This window comes from Micromonospora sp. NPDC048170, from assembly GCF_040652795.1.
GTDB lineage: Bacteria > Actinomycetota > Actinomycetes > Mycobacteriales > Micromonosporaceae > Micromonospora.
Genome location: NZ_JBEZMR010000053.1, coordinates 1 through 19,619, shown reverse-complemented (window position 1 = coordinate 19,619; position 19,619 = coordinate 1). Strand labels below are relative to the sequence as shown.

General features: G+C 71.8%; 18 protein-coding genes and 1 pseudogene. 7 read left to right on the top strand and 12 right to left on the bottom strand.

Features of this window, described 5'->3' with window-relative positions; genetic code table 11:
• The first annotated feature begins 262 nt into the window (after positions 1–262).
• Entirely contained in the window at positions 263–1,741 is a 1,479-nt protein-coding gene (locus AB0D32_RS31900) for a transcriptional regulator (protein ID WP_357098365.1), read from the top strand.
• A gap of 9 nt (positions 1,742–1,750) precedes the next feature.
• Positions 1,751–2,833, top strand: coding sequence for a polyprenyl synthetase family protein (locus tag AB0D32_RS31895; protein WP_357098362.1), 1,083 nt, complete (start codon positions 1,751–1,753; stop codon positions 2,831–2,833).
• 253 nt (positions 2,834–3,086) lie between these two features.
• On the opposite strand, the gene AB0D32_RS31890 is transcribed toward AB0D32_RS31895, so the two are convergent.
• Entirely contained in the window at positions 3,087–3,449 is a 363-nt protein-coding gene (locus tag AB0D32_RS31890) for an Rv2175c family DNA-binding protein (protein ID WP_357098399.1), read from the bottom strand.
• Positions 3,450–3,643: 194 nt separating this feature from the next.
• Here AB0D32_RS31890 and pknB point away from each other — a divergent pair, with 194 nt between their 5' ends.
• Together pknB and AB0D32_RS31880 are read left to right on the top strand one after the other, a co-directional pair.
• Complete coding sequence (gene pknB, locus AB0D32_RS31885) at positions 3,644–5,635, top strand: Stk1 family PASTA domain-containing Ser/Thr kinase (RefSeq protein ID WP_357098358.1); 1,992 nt, start codon at positions 3,644–3,646, stop codon at positions 5,633–5,635.
• A 2-nt stretch (positions 5,636–5,637) separates the two neighbouring features.
• Entirely contained in the window at positions 5,638–6,501 is an 864-nt protein-coding gene (locus AB0D32_RS31880; protein ID WP_357098355.1) for a deoxyribonuclease IV, read from the top strand.
• An 89-nt stretch (positions 6,502–6,590) separates the two neighbouring features.
• Here the strand turns inward: AB0D32_RS31880 and AB0D32_RS31875 are convergent, their stop codons facing one another.
• The 4 genes from AB0D32_RS31875 to AB0D32_RS31860 all read right to left on the bottom strand — a co-directional run bounded on the left by AB0D32_RS31875 (position 6,591) and on the right by AB0D32_RS31860 (position 11,452).
• Complete coding sequence (locus tag AB0D32_RS31875) at positions 6,591–7,568, bottom strand: GntG family PLP-dependent aldolase (RefSeq protein ID WP_357098396.1); 978 nt, start codon at positions 7,566–7,568, stop codon at positions 6,591–6,593.
• 107 nt (positions 7,569–7,675) lie between these two features.
• Complete coding sequence (locus AB0D32_RS31870) at positions 7,676–9,082, bottom strand: class II 3-deoxy-7-phosphoheptulonate synthase (RefSeq protein WP_357098352.1); 1,407 nt, start codon at positions 9,080–9,082, stop codon at positions 7,676–7,678.
• An 87-nt stretch (positions 9,083–9,169) separates the two neighbouring features.
• Positions 9,170–9,676 carry a hypothetical protein gene (locus tag AB0D32_RS31865; protein ID WP_357098349.1) on the bottom strand — a complete coding sequence of 169 codons (507 nt, stop codon included), beginning with the start codon at positions 9,674–9,676 and terminating at the stop codon, positions 9,170–9,172.
• A gap of 144 nt (positions 9,677–9,820) precedes the next feature.
• The gene (locus AB0D32_RS31860; protein WP_357098346.1) at positions 9,821–11,452 is read right to left on the bottom strand and encodes a glycosyl hydrolase family 18 protein; all 1,632 of its coding nucleotides are present in this window, start codon (positions 11,450–11,452) and stop codon (positions 9,821–9,823) included.
• Positions 11,453–11,684: 232 nt separating this feature from the next.
• Between AB0D32_RS31860 and AB0D32_RS31855 the strand changes: the two genes are divergently transcribed.
• Complete coding sequence (locus AB0D32_RS31855; protein ID WP_357098343.1) at positions 11,685–12,179, top strand: glutathione peroxidase; 495 nt, start codon at positions 11,685–11,687, stop codon at positions 12,177–12,179.
• A 182-nt stretch (positions 12,180–12,361) separates the two neighbouring features.
• Here the strand turns inward: AB0D32_RS31855 and AB0D32_RS31850 are convergent, their stop codons facing one another.
• Complete coding sequence (locus AB0D32_RS31850) at positions 12,362–12,802, bottom strand: DUF4259 domain-containing protein (protein ID WP_357098340.1); 441 nt, start codon at positions 12,800–12,802, stop codon at positions 12,362–12,364.
• Positions 12,803–12,817: 15 nt separating this feature from the next.
• Between AB0D32_RS31850 and AB0D32_RS31845 the strand changes: the two genes are divergently transcribed.
• Positions 12,818–13,009 (top strand): hypothetical protein, encoded by a 192-nt coding sequence (locus AB0D32_RS31845; RefSeq protein WP_357098337.1) that lies wholly within the window; start codon positions 12,818–12,820, stop codon positions 13,007–13,009.
• A 26-nt stretch (positions 13,010–13,035) separates the two neighbouring features.
• Here the strand turns inward: AB0D32_RS31845 and AB0D32_RS31840 are convergent, their stop codons facing one another.
• The 5 genes from AB0D32_RS31840 to AB0D32_RS31820 form a co-directional block, all read right to left on the bottom strand.
• Complete coding sequence (locus AB0D32_RS31840) at positions 13,036–13,725, bottom strand: S26 family signal peptidase (protein ID WP_357098334.1); 690 nt, start codon at positions 13,723–13,725, stop codon at positions 13,036–13,038.
• Entirely contained in the window at positions 13,722–15,644 is a 1,923-nt protein-coding gene (locus AB0D32_RS31835; protein WP_357098331.1) for an ABC transporter ATP-binding protein, read from the bottom strand. Before AB0D32_RS31835 ends, AB0D32_RS31840 begins: the two co-directional genes overlap by 4 nt.
• Entirely contained in the window at positions 15,641–16,183 is a 543-nt protein-coding gene (locus AB0D32_RS31830; RefSeq protein WP_357098328.1) for a TlpA disulfide reductase family protein, read from the bottom strand. The genes AB0D32_RS31835 and AB0D32_RS31830 overlap by 4 nt, the downstream gene beginning before the upstream one ends.
• A 59-nt stretch (positions 16,184–16,242) precedes the next feature.
• A complete protein-coding gene (locus tag AB0D32_RS31825) occupies positions 16,243–16,770 on the bottom strand; it encodes a MauE/DoxX family redox-associated membrane protein (protein ID WP_357098325.1) in 528 nt (175 codons plus the stop codon).
• Between the two features lie 750 nt (positions 16,771–17,520).
• Complete coding sequence (locus tag AB0D32_RS31820; RefSeq protein WP_091629629.1) at positions 17,521–17,871, bottom strand: DUF2203 domain-containing protein; 351 nt, start codon at positions 17,869–17,871, stop codon at positions 17,521–17,523.
• A gap of 174 nt (positions 17,872–18,045) precedes the next feature.
• Between AB0D32_RS31820 and AB0D32_RS31815 the strand changes: the two genes are divergently transcribed.
• Positions 18,046–19,341 (top strand): DUF1343 domain-containing protein, encoded by a 1,296-nt coding sequence (locus tag AB0D32_RS31815; RefSeq protein ID WP_357098321.1) that lies wholly within the window; start codon positions 18,046–18,048, stop codon positions 19,339–19,341.
• 159 nt (positions 19,342–19,500) lie between these two features.
• Here AB0D32_RS31815 and AB0D32_RS31810 read toward each other — a convergent pair.
• Positions 19,501–19,619, bottom strand: a pseudogene (locus AB0D32_RS31810) (IS5/IS1182 family transposase); the annotation flags it as partial.

Here is a 19,619-nt window from a genome sequence, read left to right as displayed (position 1 = left end):
TGGACACCGGACCGCCCGGACCTGCCGCCGGCCGGCCGGTCGACCGGACGCAGCGCGGCGGGTGACGGCGCAGCGGCGGGAGGGCGGCAGGGCGGTGGGGCCGAAAGCGTCGTACCCCCGGAGTAGTCATGGGGTTGCGCGGGGTGGTCCGGCCTGAGGCCGGCCCGCCGGGGCACGCGCGGGGGTCAGCATCCACCGGTGGCGCACCGGTCCCAGTCCGGGGCCAGCGCCGCTGCCGCGCCGACACCTGCCCGGAGGACCGATGACGCCGCCCCCGCTGCCCGGCCCGCAACTGCCCCGCCCGCAACTGCTCGGGCCGCTGCTCGTCCAGCTCCGGCTGGCCCGCGGCTGGAGCCAGCTACGGGTCGCCACCGAGCTCTGCGCCGCGTCCGGCGTGCCGACCCTCAGCCGGCACGAGGTCTCCCGGTGGGAGCGGCAGTTGCGCGTCCCCGGCGACTTCTGGCTCGGCTGGCTCGCCGTCGTCCTCGCGGTGCCGGTCGACCTGCTGGCCACCGCGGCGGCTCGCACCCGCGGCCTCGGCCCACCGCCCGCCTTCGGCGGGTCCCGGCCCCGGGCCGCGCTGCTCGCCCTGGCCCAGCGCTGGCTGGCCGACCCACACGCCGTGCTGCTGCCCGGCACACCCACACCGCCCGACGGTGGGCCGCCTCCACCCTGCGACCGGCCGGCTGCCACGCCGACGGCCGGCCACGACGCCCCTGCCGTACGGCCCGCCGGGCCGGCGCCGGCCTGGCCGCAGGAGGCCACCGGCGGGCGGGACAGGCCGGTACGGCTGGCGGAACTGCGCCGGCTCGACGACCTCGCCGGCGGGGCCGACCTGGCCGGGCTCGGGGCGTACCGGCTGGGGCGGGCGGTGCGGGCGCTGTCCGGGTGCGGCCCCTCCGCGCGCCGCCGGCTGCTGCCCGAGCTGGCCGAGTCCGCCCAGCTCGCCGGCTGGCTCACCGCGGACGCCGGAGACGCCGCCGGCGCGCTGAACGCCTACCGGCTGGCGCTACGCGCCGCCGCGACGGCCGGCGACCCGGCGCTCGCCGGACACGTGCTCGGCTCAGCCAGCCACCTGCTCACCGGCGTCGGCGACCCGGAGGGCGCGCTGGTGCTGGCCCGCACCGCGTACGCCGGGGCACGGCGGTCGGCCAGCCCCGGCCTGCGCACCCTGCTGCTGCACCGGGTGGCCCTGGCCGCGGCGCTGGGCGGACGGGCCAGGGCAGCCCGGCAGGTACTCGACGCGGCCTGCCGGGTGACCGTCGCACCGGAGCCGGGCCGGGAGCCGCCGTGGCTCTACTGGCTCGACGGGCCGGAGTTGGCCGCGATGACCGGGCGCACGCTGGTCGCGCTGGGCCGGCCGCTCCCGGCCGAGGCGCCGCTGCACGCCGTCCGGCGGCGGAGTCCCCGCACCTCCGCGATCTACGGCGGCTGGCTGGCCCGGGGCTATCTGCAACTCGGCGAGGTGGAGCACGCCTGCGCGGTGGCCGGCGAGGCGCTGCTCGACGCGGTCCGCGCCGGGTCGCCCCGCGCGATGGGCCAACTGACCGAGGTACGCCGACGGTTGGCCGGGCACGACGACGTGCCGGCCGTCCGGCGGTACCGGGCGCTCGCCGCGGCGGCCACGCCGTACCTGCCCCGTTCCTGGCCACCACCTGGGCCGACCGGCCGGCGGACTCCGACGGGACGTACGGCACGTCAGCCCCCCGGTGGCGCGACGGGGCCCAAGCCGACCGGCTAGCGTCGTGGCGTGACCCACGCTGCTCCTGTTTCCCCCGTCGACCGCGCCGGGCTGCGCCAACGGATCGACAAGGCACTGACCGAGTTCCTGGCCAGCCAGCGCGCCTGGATGGCCGGGGTCGACGACGCCCTGGCTCCACTCGCCGAGGCGATCGAGGCGTTCGTCCTCGGCGGCGGCAAGCGACTGCGGCCGGCGTTCGCCTACTGGGGGTTCCGGGGAGCCGGCGGGGTGGACACCGACCAGGTGGTCACCGCCCTCGCCGCGTTGGAGTTCGTACAGGCCAGTGCGCTGATCCACGACGACCTGATGGACCGGTCCGACACCCGGCGCGGCGAGCCGGCGGTGCACCGGAGGTTCGCGGCCCGGCACCGGGCTGCCGGCTGGGGCGGCGACGCGGACGGCTTCGGCGACGCCGCGGCGATCCTGCTGGGCGACCTGTCCCTGGTCTGGTCGGACGAGCTGCTGCACTCCGCCGGGCTGGACCCGCACACGGTGGCCCGCGCCCGGCCGGTCTTCGACGCCATGCGCACCGAGGTCACCGTCGGTCAGTACCTCGACGTGCTGACCCAGGTCACCGGGGACACCTCGGTGGAGCGGGCCAGCAAGGTCGCCCGCTACAAGTCGGCGAAGTACACGGTCGAACGGCCGCTGCTGCTCGGCGCCGCGCTGGCCGACGCGCCGGCAGATGTCCGGACGGCGTACTCCGCGTACGGGCTGCCGTTGGGTGAGGCGTTCCAGCTCCGTGACGACGTGCTGGGGGTCTTCGGCGATCCCGCGCAGACCGGCAAGCCGGCCGGTGACGACCTGCGCGAGGGCAAGCGGACCTACCTGGTGGCGGCTGCCCTGGAGACGACCGACGCAGCAGGCCGGGAACTGCTGCTCGGCGGGCTCGGCGACCCAGGACTGGACGAGGCCGGGGTCATCCGGCTGCGCGAGCTGATCGACGGCAGTGGGGCGCTGGCGCGTACGGAACAGCGGATCGGCGTGCTGACCGACACCGCGCTGGCCGCGCTGGCCGCCGTGGACCTGGACACCGAGGCCCGACAGGCCCTGGTCGACCTGGCCATCGCCGCCACCCGCCGCGCCGACTGACCACCTCACCCACCCCGCACCTACCTACCGCCGCCCCGCCTCCCGGTCCCGGCCCTCGGTCCCGCCCGACGCCCGATCCCGGGCCCGACGCCCGAGTCAGCCCCGGCCCCGGCCCCGTCCCCGCGATCTTGCACTTTTAGCCCACAGTTTGTCCTAAATGACCTAGATGTCGGGGCACTAAGTGCAAGATCGCGGGGACGGGCGGGCTGGGGGGATGGCGGGGGCGGGATGGCGGGTGGCGGGTGGGGGTGGGTCAGAAGCCCAGGGCCTGGGCCCGGCGCTTGACCTCGCGGGCCTGGTCGCCGGCGAGCGCCTTCGCGGGGGTGGCGCCGGGCAGGGTGTCGTCCGGCTCGTAGAGCCAGCGCAGTGCGGCCTCGTCGTCGTAGCCCGCGTCGGCCAGCAGGTTGAGCACGCCGGGCAGGTGCTTGAGCACCGTCTTGTTGGCCACCAGGTCGGCCGGCATCCGGCGGACGCCGTCGCGGCGTACCGCGATCAGCTCCCGGTCCCGGATCATCTGGTGGACCTTGCTGATCGACACGTCGAGGCGCTCGGCCACGTCCGGCAGGGTCAGCCAGTCGGCGGCATCGGCGGGGCCGGCGGATTCGGGGCCGGGCACGGCCCGGTCGGCGGGTACGGAGTCGGTCACCGGACCACCCTGCCATGCCCCGCCGGGCCGGGGCCAGCGGCACCCCTACGAGGCTCCTGAGCAGGGCCGACAGGGGATGCGAGCGCGCCGGAACGATCGTGGTCGCACCCTGGCTGTAGCATCCTGTTCAACCTTCACCTCCTGGACACATAGACTGCCTGCCGATGGACACACAGGTCGCCGACACGTTGCTGGGCTCGCTGATCGACGGGCGCTACCGCATCCGCGGTCGCGTGGCGCGTGGCGGCATGGCGACCGTGTACACCGCCACCGACGAGCGCCTCGAGCGCACCGTGGCGGTCAAGATCATTCATCCGTCCCAGGCCCCGGAGGCGCGGGCGCGGTCGACGGGGTTCGTGGATCGGTTCACCGACGAGGCGAAGACCATCGCCCGGCTGACCCACCCCAACGTCGTCGCGGTCTACGACCAGGGCACCCACTCCGGCCTGCCCTATCTCGTGATGGAGTACGTCCGCGGGCGCACCCTGCGTGACGTCCTCGCCGAGCGGCGGCGGCTCAACCCCGACGAGGCGCTGGCCATCGCCGAGCAGATGCTCGCCGCGATCGCCGCCGCGCACCGGGCGGGCCTGGTGCACCGCGACGTGAAGCCGGAGAACGTCCTGGTCGCCGAGGCCCCCACCGGTGGCACGGCCAACCTGGTCGACAGCGTGGTCAAGGTCGCCGACTTCGGGCTGGCCCGGGCGGTCGAGGCGAGCGCCGACGACGAGAACGGCAACCAACTGATGGCCACGGTCGCGTACGTGGCCCCGGAACTGGTCACCGAGGGCCACGCCGACCCCCGCACCGACGTCTACTCCGCCGGCATCGTGCTGTTCGAGATGCTCACCGGTCGGGTGCCCTACGACGGGGACCGCCCGGTCGACGTCGCCTGGCAGCACGTCGACAAGGACGTCCCGGCACCGTCGACCCTGGTCCCTGGCCTGCCGAAGTCCCTCGACGAGCTGGTCGCCCGGGCCACCCGACGTGATCCGGGAGCCCGGCCGACCGACGCCGGCGCGCTGCTTGCCGAGGTGCAGGCGGTCCGGGACGACCTGGGCGGCGCGGAGGCGAACACGCGTACCGCCGTGTTGCGCCGGGTGTCCGACGAGCCGATGGCCGGGCCGACGATGATGGTCGCGGCGGTCCGGCCGGCCGAGCGGCCCGCCTGGGCCCGGCTGCCGGACGGCGGCGCCCCCCGGGCGGGCCGCCGGCGGGCCGAGCCCGAGGAGGGCGAGAGCCTGTGGTCGCGGCTGTCGGCGCTGCGCACCCGGGTCATGGGCGACCCGCGGGGCCGCATGGCGGTCATCGCCGCCGTGGTGGTGCTGGTCCTGGTGGCCGCCGGCGGCGGCTGGTGGTTCGGGGCCGGGCGCTACACGGAGGCGCCGCAGCTGGTGGCCATGACGAAGGCCGACGCGGAGGCGCAGGCTGCCCGTGCCGGGTTCGTCCTCAGCTACGCCGACCCGCGCTACGACGAGAAGGTCCCGAAGGACGCTGTCCTGGCGCAGGACCCGGCCTCCACCAGCCGGATCGTCAAGGGCAGCACGATCACGTTGACCCTCTCGCTGGGCCCGGAGCGTTTCCCGGTGCCCGACGTGGTGGGCAAGGAGTTCGAACTCGCCGAGGCGGACCTGCTCGCCGCGAAGCTGGTGGTGGCGAAGGGCACCGCCCGCTACGACGACAACCTGCCCTCGGGCGTCGTGGTGGCCGTCGACCCGGAGGCCGGCACCGAGGTCAAGCCGGGCGACAAGGTCACGGTCATCCTGAGCAAGGGCAAGGCCCCGATCTCGGTGCCGAACCTGGTTGGCAAGAGCCTGGGTGAGGCGCGGACGATCCTCGCCCAACTGGGCCTGGTGCTGGTGGAGCCGCCCACCTACAAGGACTCCGACAAGCCCAAGGACGAGGTCCTCGGGCAGAGCCCGGCGGACGGCTCCGGGGTGGAGCGGGGTGCGAAGGTCAAGCTCGAACTGAGCAAGGGCCCGCCGCTGGTCCTCGTGCCCCGGGTCATCGACCTGCCGTGCCAGCAGGCCAAGCAACTGCTGGAGGGCCAGAACTTCCCGGTGGTGATCCAGTTCAACCCGAACGGCATCGTCCGGTTCCAGAATCCGGAGAACACGGAGGTGCCGCCGGGCACCCCGGTCACCCTCGGGTGCATGTAGCGATGTCGGCACAACCCCGGCCGGTCGGCTCGCACACGCCCACCTCGGGCGGCCTGGCGAGGACCGCCCTGCCGTACGCCGACGCGGCCGGATCGCAGGCCGTGCAGGTCTACGTGTCCAACTCGCGGGGCTGGGCGCTGCCGGCCGGCGACCCGGCCCAGGACACGCTGTTCCGCGACGGCTGCGGCGAGCGTGGCCTGCCTGTCTTCATCCACGCGTCGCTGCTGGTCAACCTCGGCTCCCCCACCGCGAACACGGTCGAGCGTTCGGCGGAGACGCTCGCCCACGCGCTGCGCCGGGGTCGGGCGATCGGTGCCGAGGGCGTGGTCTTCCACGCGGGCAGCGCGGTCGACGAGCGGTACGCCGAAGCCGCGATGCGGCAGGTGCGCGAGACGCTGCTGCCGCTGCTGGACGAGGCGGCGGCAGCGGACGGCCCACGGCTGCTGGTCGAGCCGAGCGCGGGTGGCGGTCGCTCGCTCGCCTCCCGGGTGGAGCATCTCGGGCCCTACCTCGACGCGGTGGAGGGGCATCCCTGGCTCGGGGTCTGCTTCGACACCTGCCACGCCTGGGCCGCCGGGCACGACCTGGCCGCCGAGGGTGGCATGACCGCGACGCTGGACACGCTCGTGGCGACGGTCGGTGCCGGCCGGCTGCGGCTGGTACACGCGAACGACTCGAAGGATCTCTGCGGCTCCACTCGCGACCGGCACGAGAACATCGGCAGGGGCACCATCGGCGAGCCGGCGTTCGCCGAGCTGATGGCGCATCCGGCCACCGCCGGCGTGCCGATCGTGGTGGAGACCCCGACGGAGAAGCACGTCGGCCACGCCGCCGACATCGCCACCCTCCGGCGCCTGCACCCCTGACGGCAACTGGTCGTGCCGGCCCTGGCACCCACGTCGTGAGCGCGTGGCCGGGACCGGGCGACCGAAGGGCTCCGGCGGAGCCGTTCGGCTCAGGCGCCCCGCAGGACGCGGGTGAGGACGTTGACGGCCCGGTCGATGCCGGCGTCGTCGATGTCCAGGTGGGTGACCAGGCGGGCGGTGCGCGGGCCGAGCACCGAGATCAGGACGCCCTCGGCGCGGGCCGCGGCGGCCAGGGAGTGCGCGTCCAGCGGCGCCTTGGCCAGGTCCAGCGGCACCAGGTTGGTCCGGACGGCCGTGGCCAGCACCCCGAACGGGGCGATCGCCTCGGCGAGCCGGGCCGCCTTCACGTGGTCGGCGGCGAGCCGGTCGACGTGGTGCGCCAGCGCGTACCGGCCGGCGGCGGCGAGGACACCGGCCTGCCGCATCCCGCCGCCCATCCGCTTGCGGATCACCCGGGCCCGCGCGATCTTGTCGGCGCTGCCGACGACCAGCGAGCCGACCGGTGCGCCGAGCCCCTTGGAGAGGCAGACCGACAGGGTGTCGAAGAGGCCGCCGTACTCGGTCAGCGGCACGCCGTCGGCGACGTGCGCGTGCCAGATGCGGGCCCCGTCGCAGTGCAGGGCCACGCCCGCGTCGTCGGCGACGCGGCGCAGCTCGCGCAGGGTGGCCAGCGGGATCACCCCGCCGCCGCCCCGGTTGTGGGTCTGCTCGACGGCGATCGCCCGGGTGGGGACCGCGTGGTAGCCCTCGGGACGGATCATCGCGGCGACCACGTCCGGGTCGAGTTCCGCGCCCACCGGTGACCAGGTCCGCGAGGAGATGCCACCGTACGCGGCGGCGGCCCCGATCTCGTACGTCACCACGTGCGCGTCGGCGTCGCAGAGCAGTTCGTCGCCGGGCGGCACCACCAGTTGCAGGGCGATCTGGTTGGCCATCGACCCGGTCGGGGCGAAGAGTGCCGCCTCGTGCCCGAACAGCGCGGCGACCTCGGCCTCCAGCGCGTTGACGGTCGGGTCCTCGCCGTAGACGTCGTCGCCGACCTCGGCGGTGGCCATCGCCTCGCGCATCCCCGAGGTCGGCCGGGTGACGGTGTCCGACCGAAGATCGACGAATTCGTCAGCCACGGTGATCCCTTCGGCCGCCGACTGCGGGGCTCGCAAGCTCACTCCTCGCGTCAGCCACGGAGCATCTCCGCCACCAGGAAGGCCAGCTCCAGCGACTGCTGCGTGTTGAGTCGCGGGTCGCAGGCGGTCTCGTACCGGTCGGGCAGGTCGAGGTCCTCGATGCCCTGGGCGCCGCCGAGGCACTCGGTGACGTCCTCACCGGTCAGCTCGACGTGCAGACCGCCGGGGTGGGTCTCCAGACCACGGTGCACCTCGAAGTAGCCGAGCACCTCGTCGACGATGCGGTCGAAGTGTCGGGTCTTGTAGCCGTTGGACGACTCGTGCGTGTTGCCGTGCATCGGGTCGCACTGCCAGACCACCTTGGCGCCGGAGGCGGTCACCTTCGCCACGATCGGCGGCAGGGCGTCGCGGACCCGGTGGTTGCCCATCCGGCTGATCAGGGTGAGCCGGCCGGGGACGTTCTCCGGGTTGAGCTTCTCGCAGAGCTCGATCGCCTCGTCCGGGGTGGTCGTCGGGCCGAGCTTCACGCCGATCGGGTTGGCGATGCGGGAGATGAAGTCGATGTGCGCCCCGTCGATCTGCCGGGTGCGTTCGCCGATCCACAGGAAGTGCCCGGACAGGCCGTACGCCCGGCGGTCGGAGACCCGGGTCAGCGCCCGGTCGTACTCCAGGGCGAGGGCCTCGTGCGAGCAGTAGAGGGTGACGGTGCGCAGCGCCTCTTCGTCGGTCATCCCGCAGGCCCGGATGAAGGCCAGCGCCCGGTCGATCTCGCGGGCGATCGCCTCGTAGCGCTCACCGGCCGGGGAGTTCTTGACGAAGCCCTTGTTCCAGTCGTGCACGGCGTGCAGGTCGGCGAGCCCGCCGGCCAGGTACGCGCGAAGCATGTTCATCGCGGCGGCCGAGTTCGCGTACGCCCGGATCATGCGCTGCGGGTCGGCGGCCCGCGCCTCCGGCGTGGCCTCCAGCGAGTTGATCATGTCGCCGCGGTAGGCGGGCAGGCCGCGCGCGTCGGTCGGCAGCGACCGGGGCTTGGTGTACTGCCCGGCGACCCGGGCCACCTTGACCACCGGCAGCGAGGCGCCGTAGGTGAGCACGATCGCCATCTGGAGCAGGGTGCGGGCGTTGGCCAGCAGGTGGCTCTCGGTGTTGTCGGCGAAGGTCTCCGCGCAGTCGCCGCCCTGGAGCAGGAACGCCTTGCCCTCACACACCAGCGCCAGCCGCTGCCGCAACTGGTCGACCTCGTAGGGCGCCACCACCGACGGCACGGTGTCGAGCACCTTGCAGACCTCGGCGACCTCCGCCGGGTCCGGCCAGGGCGGGATCTGCGTGCGCGGCAACTCCCGCCAGCGGTCGAGGCCGAGGGCCGCGTCCTCGGCCGAGTCGACGGTCGGACGGCTGGTCTGCAGCCCGGGGCTGCCCACCGCGGGATGGCTCAACTGATGCCACTCATGGCGCATGACAGAAAGCGTACGGCGACCGGCCCGGCGGCCGACCGGCGAGGGGCATGGTTCCGGCAGGTGAGAGCTGACTCACCCGGGCGCAGGTCAGGGCGTGGCGGCCGGGGCCGGCGTGTTGCCGCCCGGCGCCTCGGCGGCGATGCACCAGTCGGCGCCGTCGCGGGTGACCGTGAACAGCAGCGGCCGGGTGATCGTGCGGGAGCCGGCGGTGACCGAGACCGACGTGCTCACCTCCTGGCCACGGGGGCCGGAACGAATGTCCGTGATCTCGGCCTGCGGCACCTTGAAGTGGTCGGCGAAGTCGCCGTTGGGGCCGGTCGCGGCGGCGTCGAAGCTCTCCTGAAGGGCTGCGCAGAGCTGGCTGCGCCCGGCCGCGACGTCCTTGGCCGTCATCGCGTCGAGGTAGGCCTGCACCCGCTCCCGCGACTTCGTGGCGGCCTCCTCGGCCGGGGCCCGACCGGGCTTGGTCGCCGGATCGTCGTCCTCGCCGGCGCCGCAGCCGAGCAGGGCGAGGGGCAGGATTCCGAGCAGCACGGCGCCCGCCGCCAGTCTCCCGCGCGTCGCGCGCATCGCCACCTCCGTCGCCGTGGACATCGAGCCCCGTTGAGCGGCGAGTCTGTCACATCGACGCGCGTGCCCGGACGCCGCCGCGCCCGAACCGGGCGGCCCGCGACAGCCGGCGGGGAGGGACCGTTGCTGGTCCCTCCCCGCCGAGTGGGTGGTGCGTCGGCGCTCGGCTCAGCCGAGACCGCCCTTGATGGCGCCGATCAGCTCGCCGTTGCTGGTGTCACCGGAGAGCTCCCAGAAGAAGGCGCCACCGAGGCCCTGGTTCTTCGCGTACGTCATCTTGCCGTTGATCGTGGAGGGGGTGTCGTAGCTCCACCAGTTGCTGCCGCACTTGGCGTACGCCGTGCCGGCGACGGTGCCGTTGGCCGGGCAGGTGTTCTTGAGGACCTTGTAGTCCTCGATGCCCTGCTCGTAGGTGCCAGGGGCGGGTCCGGTGGCGGTGCCGCCAGGCGCGGCCTGGGTCACCCCGGTCCAGCCCCGGCCGTAGAAGCCGATGCCGAGCAGCATCTTGTCCGACGGGATGCCCTTGTTCTTGAGCTTCTGGATCGCCGCGTCGGACCAGAAGCCCTGCTGCGGGATGCCGGGGTACGAGGTGAGCGGGGAGTGCGGGGCGGTGGGGCCCTGGGCGGCCCACGCGCCGAAGAAGTCGTAGGTCATCGGCATGATCCAGTTGAGGTTCGGCGCGGCGCCCGCGTAGTCGGTGGCGTCGATCTTGCCGCCGTCGCTGCCGTCCGCCGTGATCGCGGCGGTGACCAGCGCGGACGAGCCGAACTTCGTACGCACTGCGCTGATCACGTTCTTGAAGGCGTTCGGGCCGCTGCTGTCACAGGTGAGACCGCAGGCGTTCGGGTACTCCCAGTCGATGTCGATGCCGTCGAAGACGTCCGCCCAGCGCGGGTCCTCGACCAGGTTGTAGCAGCTCTCGGCGAACGCGGCCGGGTTCTGCGCGGCCTGGGTGAAGCCGCCGGACCAGGTCCAGCCACCGAAGGACCAGAGCACCTTCAGGTTCGGATACATCTTCTTGAGCTTGCGCAGCTGGTTGAAGTTGCCGCGCAGCGGCTGGTCCCAGGTGTCGGCGACGCCGTCGACGCTGTCCGCCGCGGTGTACGCCTTGTCGTAGTCGGCGTAGCTGTCACCGATCGTGCACCGGCCGCCGGTGGTGTTGCCGAAGGCGTACAGGATGTGCGTCAGCTTGGCGGCCGAGCCGCTGGTGTGGACGTTCTTGACGTGGTAGTTGCGGCCGTAGATGCCCCACTGCGTGAAGTAGCCGACGACCTTCTTGCCGCTCGGGTCCGGCGGGGTGGTGGTGGGCGGCGGGGTGGTCGGCGGCGGGGTGGTGGGCGGCGCCGAGGTCGGCGGGGTGCTGGTGGGCGGCGTGGTGGTGGGGGGCGGGGTGCCGTTGCCGCCGCCGCACGGTGCGCCGTTGATCGTGCAGTTCAGCGGCGCCTTGTACGCGCCGGTGCCGTTGTAGCCCCAGCTGAACGAGGCGCCCGGCGCGATCGGGCCGCCCCAGCTCTTCTTGACCGCGACGTAGTGGTCGCCGGTGCGGGTGACGTCGGCGTCCCAGGAGCTGCTGACGCTGGTGCCCGACGGCAGGTCGAACTCGATGCGCCAGGTGCCCACCGAGGCATTCGTCCCGTTGGTGATGGTCACCCGCGTTTCGTGACCGGACCCCCAGTCCTGCGTCTTGGCGAACCCGGCGGTCACGCTGCCGGCGCCGAACGCACTGGCCATCGGGACCGTGGCAGCGGTCACCGCCATCACGGCTCCGACCCAGAGGGCCCGGCGGAACGATCTCTTCATGCGGCGTCTCCCTAAACAGTTAGGAAACTTTCCAGATTGATGGTGAGACGCTACTCACGCCGTCATCGCTTCGTCAAGATGTGCATCTATCGATTTATGCTGGGAGCGCACCCATGCCTGCCGCCGACCCCGGGAGCAGCCGGAGCGGCGGTCGGCGATGGACCGGCAACGGACGGGCGGCAGGCTGGCGGCGGTCCACCAACGGCACGGCGGCGGCGCGTAGCCTCGGCCCATGACCGTCTTCGACACCCGGATCGACGCCCTGGCCGGAGGCCCGGCCGACCTCGCGCAGTACCGCGGACGTGCGCTGCTGGTGGTCAACGTCGCCTCGCGCTGCGGCCTCACCCCGCAGTACGCCGGCCTCCAGGCGCTGCACGACGAGTACGCCGACCGCGGCCTGGTGGTGCTCGGCGTGCCCTGCAACCAGTTCGCCGGCCAGGAGCCGGGCAGCGCCACCGAGATCAGCGACTTCTGCCAGGTCAACTACGGGGTGACCTTCCCGCTCACCGAGAAGGTCGACGTGAACGGCCCCGGCCGTCATCCCCTCTACACGGCGCTGGTGGGGACCGCCGACGACGAGGGCCACGCCGGCGACGTGCGGTGGAACTTCGAGAAGTTCCTGGTCGTCCCGGACGGCACGGTGGCGGCCCGGTTCGCGCCCACCGTCGAGCCCGCCTCGGCCGACCTGCGCGCCGCCATCGAGAAGGTGCTGCCCCCGACGGCCTGACCGCCCGCCGGCTCCCGCCCCGCGCCGTTCTCCGGCGCGGGGCGACCGGCGTCCGACACGAACTCCGCCGCGCTGCATGCCGACCGGGCTACGGTCGGCGACACGTCAGGTGGTCCGGGCGGCTGGTCTTCCGGACCGGGCCCACCGCACCCGGGCCCGCCGGTCGTGACCCCCGCGCCTGATCAACGGCCGACGACGCCGACGCCGGCCGGGTCGGCCAGCGCGGCCCGGATCGGGGCGAGCGATGCGGTGAACTCGTCGAGTTCGCCGCCCTCCTCCCAGAGCTCGGCCAGCTCGGACCCCTCGGCGAGCACCCGGTCCAGCGCCCGCAGGGCCAGCGCGGGCAGCTCCGCGGAGATCGTCACGCGCCCGCCGGCGGTGAGGAAGTCCGGCGCGTACGCCGAGTCGACCGGCGGCCCGCCGGGCAGATGTGCGGCGACCACAGCCGCCGCCGCGACCGCCTTGGCCCCGGGCCACGAGTCAAGGAATTCGGCCTCCCGCACCGCCTCGCCCAGCGCCTGCTCCAGCAGCAGGGGGCGCTGCTCCGGCGACGCCTCGTCGAGGCCGGCGCACCAGTCCGCCGCTGCGTCGTTGTCGAACGGCCCCGCCGCCCACGTGCCCATCGCGCTCCCTGTCCCGTGCTCGCAAGTGGAGGCAGACTAGCCGCCACGTCCGACATAGGTCCTGCCGCGACGGCGACGCGTATCGCCCCGTACCCGGAGCGGGACGGCCGGTTCCCCGAACTCGACTCGCGCTCCGCCACCAGCAGCGAGCTGCTTCAGCGACACCTGCCGCAGTCGCGGGTGGTGCAGGTGTTCAACGACATCTGACCCGGGCAAACGTTCGTGCACCGCACCTAGCGGGGCAGGGCCCGGAGCACGATGCCCAGCAGGCGTTCGGTGGGGAAGTAACCCACGCGGCGAGAGTCGAAGCTCTCTGCCTGGTTGTCGCCGAGGAGCACGAGCATGCCCGGCGGCACGCGCTCCTGCCCCACCTCGGCCCGGACAGGCATGGCGCCGAATGGAACCGGATCGCCAGGAACGGCAGCCACCCGTTTGATCAACCAAGTGCGTCCGGCCACGGGTGCTGAGCCGTCAGCCGGTTGGAACGAGTTGCTCGGCCAGGCATTGCCCATCTGCTGTTCCACCACGACCACCTGCCCGACGGCTGGTGCCACACCACGGCGGACGAGCACCCGATCTCCGTTGTGATAGCTCGGCTCCATGCTCCGGCCACTTACCGTCACCGCGATCAGCCTGCGACTGAGTACAACCGACGCGGATAGACACAGACCGATCAGGACCGTGGAGGCGACGACCAGCGCCCACGGCCATGCTCCCAGCTCGAGCGCCACCGCGGCCCAGCCGACCGGTATGGACAGGGCGAGCGACAGAACGCTCAGAAGCCGCATGTTGCGGCCTTTCGCGAGGACGCGAACGACCGCGTCGGTAGGTCTGGCCGGGTTGAGCGCGGCAGACCCGCGCAGAACGCGCACGGACACCGATGAGCCGACATGGCTGGTACCGGCCGACGGTTGACCGTTCATTGGGCTCCCGTCAAGGCCACCGGTTCCGACCTCTCCTGGTAGCCCGACGCCTGCAGGGCGAACAACCGGGCGTATTCGCCGTCGGCGGCCATCAAGGCATCGTGGTCGCCGTCTTCCACGATTCGTCCATCGGCGAGCACCACGATGCGGTCGGCATCCCGCATCGCGCCAAGTCGGTGGGAGATGAGCAGGCTCGTCTGCCCCTGGCGCTGCTGGCGCAGCGATCGGTGGACCTCGTGTTCAGCCTCGGGGTCGAGGCCGGCGGAGGGCTCGTCGAGGATCATCAGGTCCCGCCGGTCCCGCAGGAACGCGCGAGCCAGTGCAAGCCGTTGCCACTGACCACCGGAGAGCACCACGCCGGTATCCGGATTCTCCTTGTCCGACTCCATGAAGAACATCCGGGACAGCAGCGTGTCGTATCCGCGCGGAAGCTCGGTGAGCGTGTCGTGCACGCGGGCTCGCCGCGCTGCGGCCTCGATCTGTGCCCGATCGTCAAAGGCGGAGAGATCGCCAAGCCCGATGTTTTCAGCAGCGCTCATCTCATAGTGCATGAAGTCCTGGAATACCGCGCCGATCCGCTGCCGCAGCACGGCCGGATCGACCTCGCGGATATCGACACCGTCCCAAATGATCGAGCCCTGCGTCGGGTCGTAGAAACGGCACATCAGCTTGACCAGCGTGGACTTCCCGGCTCCGTTCAGGCCCACGAGAGCGACTGCGGATCCGTGCGGAATCCGCAGGTTGAGATTGCGGAGTATCCAAGGATGCTCGGGGGAGTACCGAAACCAGACGTTCCGCAGTTCAATTCCGGTCGTCAACGGCGGTAACGGACGCGGCGTGGCAGGTACAGCCAGGTCCGGCTCGGCCTTGATGATTGCCACGTAGTGGTCGAACATCACCAGCGCCTGATGAGTCCGGGCCACCTCGCCGGCCAGCCCGGAGAGTGCGCCCTGCACACCGGCCAGCGCCGCAACAAAGATCGTGACATCGCCGACCGAAAGCCGCCCGGTCTGCGCGGTGCCCACCGCCCAGATGAGGCCCACCCCGGATACCATCGCCCCCAGCAGGCCCAGCCAGGTCTGGACGACGGCCTCTCGCCGGTCGACCTGGCGCTTTGCATTGTTGGCGGTCCGGCGCTCGACGAACATCCGGCCTCGTAGCAGGTCGCTGATGCCGAACAGCCGGACCTCCTTGGCGGCCTCCACGCTGGAGAGCAACTGGCTGTAGAAGATCTCGCGCCGCTCGACGGGCCCGATGTCCCAGAACATCCGGGCCCGCTGCCTCGACAGCACCACCTCGGCGGCCAGCATCGGGAGTCCGGCCACCAGCACAAGGACGGTCATCAGTGGGTTGAGCAGGTACAGCGCCCCGAGGAAGCCGCCGATCGTGATGGCAGCCCGAACGATACCGAGGACGCCGTCAACTGCCTGGCCCGGCGTGAGGCTGCCGGCCTGCTGTGCGAGGCGCAGCCGATCCAGAAAGTGTGGGTTCTCGAATCGCCCGAGGCCGACAAAGCCTCCCACGGCGGCGAATAACTGGTCCTGCGCCCGCAACCCCACCTCTCGTTGCAGTTCGGCGCGCAGATACTGGGTGATCTGCGGTATCGCCCCCGCAGCGAGACCTACGGCGGCGAGGCCGACCGCCGGCCCGATCAGAGGCCCTACTGCAGTACCCACGCTCAGCCTGTCGAGCACCAGCTTGGTCAGCCAGGCGGCAGCCACCGGCATGGCGCCGGTAACGAGCGTGGCCAACAGGTAGGACACGAGATGTCCGGGCTTCGCCTTGATCGCGAGCACGCCCGCCGCAATCGCAGGGCGTGTGATGTTCCGCATTCGTTCCTGACGGCTGAGCGAGCCTGCCGCCGCCGCAGAGCTGGCATCACCGTCGGCGGCCGATACCTGCGGGCCGGCCGTCGTCATGCCGGCACCGTTGACGGTTCGCCCAGCGCCAACTGGTTCGCGGTGACCACGAGCCGGCTTTCGGCGTCCGGCGACACGTGGAGCAGGGCCGGGAAGGCAGTGATCTGGAAAGCGTCAGCCAGCTTGTCGCCATCGGTGTTCGTCACCACCTGCGCCACAACGCGCAGCTCCGCGATGAAATCGGCGACCCGTGCGGGATCGCCGGTCACCACTGCCAGAACCCGGTCGCGTCCGCCCGGATACCGCTCGGCGTGCGCCACGAACTTGGGCATGGTCTCCTTGCAGGGCGCGCAGGTCGAGGAGAAAAATCCGACCAGGGTTTCACCGTCCAGTGACTCCCGGGACAGCGGTCGATCGTCCACCGTACGTACGGTGAATTCCCCGATTTCCGTACCCAGCGCCACGGCCGATGACGGACCGTTCACACTCGCCAACTGCTGGGCGTGTTCGCGTAGCCGCTTCAGCACTCCAATGAGGAGAATCAGGTTCAGCACGCAGAACGCGCCGAGAAAAACTACCGCGCTGACGAGAGTGGGCATCGTTCTTCTCCTTGTCGATAGTTCGGGCGAGAGCCCCGGCAACCCTGAGTTCTCAGCTCTCAGGCCGAAGCTCGGTAGAGCTGCACGATGTCGTCCAGAGCGATGACAGGCACGCTGAGGACCAAGCCGACGAAAGCCGCCAGCAACATGGCGCCCACGTCTGTCGGGCGGGAGGCCGTGGCCGTCATGGCACCGACCACCGCGAAACCTGCGAGAGCGACATTCCTTACCGCATGCCGATAGCCGAGGGGCGCCACGGTAGGGCCGAAACAACGGCACGAGGTTCTCCTCCCCTGGCGGACTGCGCCGACGATGGCCGCTGCGAACGTGGTCAGCAGGCCCGCCGCGATCGTGAAACCAGCGACAGCCGCCTGCCCTGCGGGGACCACTAGCAGCCCGCAGATCACGAACTCCCCGGCCACCACGACCCAGGCAGCAGGGCGCGCGAGGCCCGTGGGCAGCACGCGCATTTCCCGGACGGACGCCAAGAAGATGGCAAACCGATCCGGGCCCGCCACCTTGCTGACCGCCGAGGTCAGGAACACGGCTCCGATGAGGCAACGGATCGCCAGGGCCAGGTACTGCATCGGGTTCCCTCCCAATGGTGACGGGACGCCATCGGGTTTCCCCGCATCGGGCCGCAGGTTGAGGACCGCCCATCGCGTCAACGAGGCCTTCGGCGGACCGGCTTGCTGACATTTGAAGTGGTGCCCTCAACCTGACGGCTTCGTTCACGGTCTACCCGTGGCGATGCGCGGAAACTGTTTTCACCTCGGGATTCCGGTGTTGCCGGTTAAGGCCCTACCGTCCCCGTGGTCACTGACAAATGCTGAGCAGGGCCAGCGTCAGCGACAGTCGCAGATGTAGTAGCAGTTGTTGCCGTTGGAGTCGCAGCATCCGGCACAAGGTGCGGCCCATCCGCACTCGCCCGTGCAGCGCGGGCAGCGGGACCAACTGCCGCAGGCCATCGGGCCCGCTGCGGCAGCCGCAACCGCCTTGGGGATGAAGAGGCCAAGGAGACGGTCCCCCATGGCCTCGAGCTTCTTGTACATGTCGACTCCTTCTCATAAATCGAGCCACCCGGTGCGGCTCATATATTGACCATCGCCGCCGAGCGTGGAAGGAGCGTGGAAGGAGTGTGGAAGGAGCGTGGACGGCTGGCTCAACTCCACGCGCTCGCGCACCAGTGGGTGAACAGGCGGCCGGGCTTGCCCGGATGCGTGGTGGCCGTCGCGACGATGGACAGGCTCATCGTCGTTGCTGATCCGGCGGACGTCATTGCCGGCCCGCTCCCCCGCCGCCGGCCTGGGACGACGATTGGTCGAATCCGCGTCGGGTCAGACGGGGCGGCGGCCGGCGAAGCCGCACTCCACCCGGTGGTACCAGCGCACGTCTGTGTCTCCCTCCAGCCAGCACCAGAGCACCGGCCGGCCGTCCCGCTCGCCGGGGAAGTCGAGCAAGACCGGCGCGATGCCCTTGACCTGAATGTCGTGGGAGTGCAGTTCCTCGACGAGGGCGTGCAGCCGCGCCTCCAGTCCCTTGACCTCGGCCAGCCCGCCGAGCGGGCTGGCGCCGTGGTCGGCCAGGTCGACCCGCAGCTCGGCCAGGTCGGCCCGCAGCCGGATCAACTCGTCGACGCGCGGGCGCAGGGTGGCGATCAGGTGGCGGGCCTGGGCGAGGGTGAACACCGGGCCAGTATGGAACACGCGGCTGTCCGGCCGCGCGGTCGCCGGACGAACCGGTCGGCGTAGGAGGTCCGCCCGGCGTAGGAAGTCCGCCCGCCCCCCGGGTTTGTAGCTAACCTTCCTTGACGTGCCATCAACGTGTAGCTAAGTTTCGACCAAACCGACGGGAGGGGCGACATGGAGCGTAGGAAGTTCCTGGCCGGAGCGGGTGCGGTGACCGCGGGAGCGGTGGCGGCGACGGCCCCCGGTGCGGCCGGCCATGCCGCGCCCGGCATCCGCCACGTGGAGACCGGCCTCGACGCGCTCGTCCGATCCGACTTCGCCGAGCTCGCCGGCCAGCGGGTCGGCGTCATCTCGAACCCCACCGGCGTGGACTCGGCCTACCGGCACCTCGTCGACCTGATGCACGCCTCCGGCGCGGTGCGGTTGGCCGCCGCCTTCGGCCCCGAGCACGGCTTCCGCGGCTCGGCGCAGGCCGGGGGCAGCGAGGGCACCGGCATCGACGCCCGCACCGGGATCACCGTCTACGACGCGTACGGCGCCTCGCAGGCCAAGTGGGAAACCATGTTCACCGAGGCCGGCGTCGACACCGTCGTCTTCGACATCCAGGACGTCGGCGTCCGCTTCTACACGTACATCTGGACCATGTACACCTCCATGGTGGCCGCCGCCCGCGTCGGCAAGCGGTACGTGGTGCTGGACCGGCCGAACCCGGTCGGCGGCCGGGCCTACGGGCCGATGATGACCACCGCGTACACCTCCGGGGTGGGGCTGAAGGAGATCGTCCAGCAACACGGCATGACCGTGGGTGAGTTGGCCCGGTTCTTCAACGCCGAGTTCCTGCCCGCCGCCGCCGGGCGTCCGGTCGACCTGGACGTCGTGCGGTGCCGGCACTGGAAGCGCGACAGGCTCGCCGCCGACACCGACCTGCCCTGGGTGATGCCCAGCCCGAACATGCCCACCATGGACACCGCGCTGGTCTACCCCGGCACCGGCCTGTTCGAGGGCGTCGCCTCGATCACCGAGGGCCGGGGCACCTGCAAGCCGTTCGAGCTGATCGGCGGCCTGGCCGACGACTTCGACTACCACTGGTCCGACCGGCTCAACGCCCGCGAGCTGCCCGGCGTCGAGTTCCGCGAGGCATACTTCACGCCGACGTCCGCCGGGCAGAAGCCGGCCCTGCTCAACAAGCTCTGCGCCGGGGTCGAGGTGAAGGTCGTCGACCGGGCGAAGTACGACCCGATCCGTACGGGGGTCGCGATGCTGGTGGAGGCACACAAGTACGAGGCGTTCGCGTGGCGGCGCGACTCGTGGGACACCGTGCGCCCGTACTGGATCGACAAGCTGACCGGGTCGCCGCGGCTGCGCACGATGATCGACGCGGGCGCCGACGTGGACGACGTGGTCGCCGCCTGGTCCGGCGAGCTGGCGGAGTTCAACGACCGGCGCAAGCCCCACCTGCTCTACCGGTGACCTCGCCGGCCAGCCCGCACCTGCCGAGAACGGCGGGTTCGAGGCCGTAGTCAGAACACGCCTTTGGCCTGCAGCCCCCATGGGGGCTGCAGGCCAAAGGCGTGTGGTCGAACGTGCTCAGCACCTCAGGTACCCCCTAAGGCGTGTTTCATAAGTCGGTCAGAGCCATTCGGTGATGATCGCGATGGTCAGGACGGCTTGGAAGCGGACGGCGAGTTTGTCGTATCGGGTGGCGACGCCGCGATGGCGTTTGAGTCGGTTGATGCCGTTCTCGACGG

Coding starts and splice junctions, on each gene's coding strand:
- AB0D32_RS31900 (WP_357098365.1), top strand. CDS start 263: ATGACGCCGCCCCCGCTGCCCGGCCCGCAACTGCCCCGCCCGCAACTG.
- pknB (WP_357098358.1), top strand. CDS start 3,644: ATGGACACACAGGTCGCCGACACGTTGCTGGGCTCGCTGATCGACGGG.
- AB0D32_RS31880 (WP_357098355.1), top strand. CDS start 5,638: ATGTCGGCACAACCCCGGCCGGTCGGCTCGCACACGCCCACCTCGGGC.
- AB0D32_RS31875 (WP_357098396.1), bottom strand. CDS start 7,568: ATGCGCGAGGCGATGGCCACCGCCGAGGTCGGCGACGACGTCTACGGC.
- AB0D32_RS31870 (WP_357098352.1), bottom strand. CDS start 9,082: ATGCGCCATGAGTGGCATCAGTTGAGCCATCCCGCGGTGGGCAGCCCC.
- AB0D32_RS31865 (WP_357098349.1), bottom strand. CDS start 9,676: ATGTCCACGGCGACGGAGGTGGCGATGCGCGCGACGCGCGGGAGACTG.
- AB0D32_RS31860 (WP_357098346.1), bottom strand. CDS start 11,452: ATGAAGAGATCGTTCCGCCGGGCCCTCTGGGTCGGAGCCGTGATGGCG.
- AB0D32_RS31855 (WP_357098343.1), top strand. CDS start 11,685: ATGACCGTCTTCGACACCCGGATCGACGCCCTGGCCGGAGGCCCGGCC.
- AB0D32_RS31850 (WP_357098340.1), bottom strand. CDS start 12,802: ATGGGCACGTGGGCGGCGGGGCCGTTCGACAACGACGCAGCGGCGGAC.
- AB0D32_RS31840 (WP_357098334.1), bottom strand. CDS start 13,725: ATGAACGGTCAACCGTCGGCCGGTACCAGCCATGTCGGCTCATCGGTG.
- AB0D32_RS31835 (WP_357098331.1), bottom strand. CDS start 15,644: ATGACGACGGCCGGCCCGCAGGTATCGGCCGCCGACGGTGATGCCAGC.
- AB0D32_RS31830 (WP_357098328.1), bottom strand. CDS start 16,183: ATGCCCACTCTCGTCAGCGCGGTAGTTTTTCTCGGCGCGTTCTGCGTG.
- AB0D32_RS31825 (WP_357098325.1), bottom strand. CDS start 16,770: ATGCAGTACCTGGCCCTGGCGATCCGTTGCCTCATCGGAGCCGTGTTC.
- AB0D32_RS31815 (WP_357098321.1), top strand. CDS start 18,046: ATGGAGCGTAGGAAGTTCCTGGCCGGAGCGGGTGCGGTGACCGCGGGA.